The organism is Pseudomonas sp. PDM25 (assembly GCF_019219045.1).
Taxonomy (GTDB): domain Bacteria; phylum Pseudomonadota; class Gammaproteobacteria; order Pseudomonadales; family Pseudomonadaceae; genus Aquipseudomonas.
The window spans coordinates 1-845 of the sequence record NZ_JAHUWL010000054.1 but is presented as its reverse complement, the minus strand read 5'-3'; the positions used below and the strand labels follow the sequence as shown (position 1 = coordinate 845).

Here is an 845-nt window from a genome sequence, read left to right as displayed (position 1 = left end):
GGATTTAAGCTGAGGGCTTATCAAGTTGTTTTGGATTGTCAGTTTATGGATGAGTTACAGGATGTAAGCGATGTTTCAAGTTCGCCAGTTTTACCGGCGAACAACAACGGTGTTCATTATGAACGTATCGTTCAGGCACTTCCTCCCGCCATCACAGCGACCCCGCCGGTCAGGATGTCGTTGCTCGCCAGCACCTCGGTCCCGACACCGGGCTGGTACCTCAAGGCTTCCGCAATCGATCGGCAATACCTCAAGGAACTGATCGACAAACGCTGGTTGTTGCAGCGGTTGGTGGATGCACCGTTGCAAGACCTGCAACAGGACATCAGGGCGTTTGCCAAACCCTTGCTGTCGTTGTCGATGAGTTCGAACTTCAACAGCCATGAGGACGTCAGCCAACTGACCGTTAAGCTGTATGTGCCGGACCGGATCATCTTCGGTATCGATCGCGGCGCCAGCCATCTGCGCGAGTCCAGCCTCCTGGACGCGGCGCTGCATAATTTCGAGGAGCCGGAAACCGCCGCCGATTATTTCCGGACCGGCTCCGGGGTCTATCGCAGCAACTTCAGGGGGGAACCGTCGCTGATACCGTCGATGACGGTGAGTAAAATCGCCGCGCTGTGTCGTCGGCTGGACCTCGGCGGGCAGTATCAAGCGCATCTGCAAGCCCGGCTGCTGCCGGCCGATGCGCAGAAAAGGCAAACCCTGGAACGGGATGGCGCCGCCAGTGAAAAGGCGGCGTTCGAACTGGCCTCGCTGATCGCCCTGCTGAAAGACGACATCAGTTCCAACGCCTACGGGGTGCTGCGCCAGGTCCGCGAGCATACAAGCGATATCCGTTTTCA

At 57.6% G+C, this 845-nt stretch carries 1 protein-coding gene; it reads left to right on the top strand.

Translation table 11 applies throughout. The annotated features are described in order from the left end of the window. Positions 1–45: 45 nt before the first annotated feature. Positions 46–845: dermonecrotic toxin domain-containing protein (locus tag KW848_RS31265; protein WP_375154768.1), on the top strand; the 800-nt coding region annotated here is incomplete at its 3' end.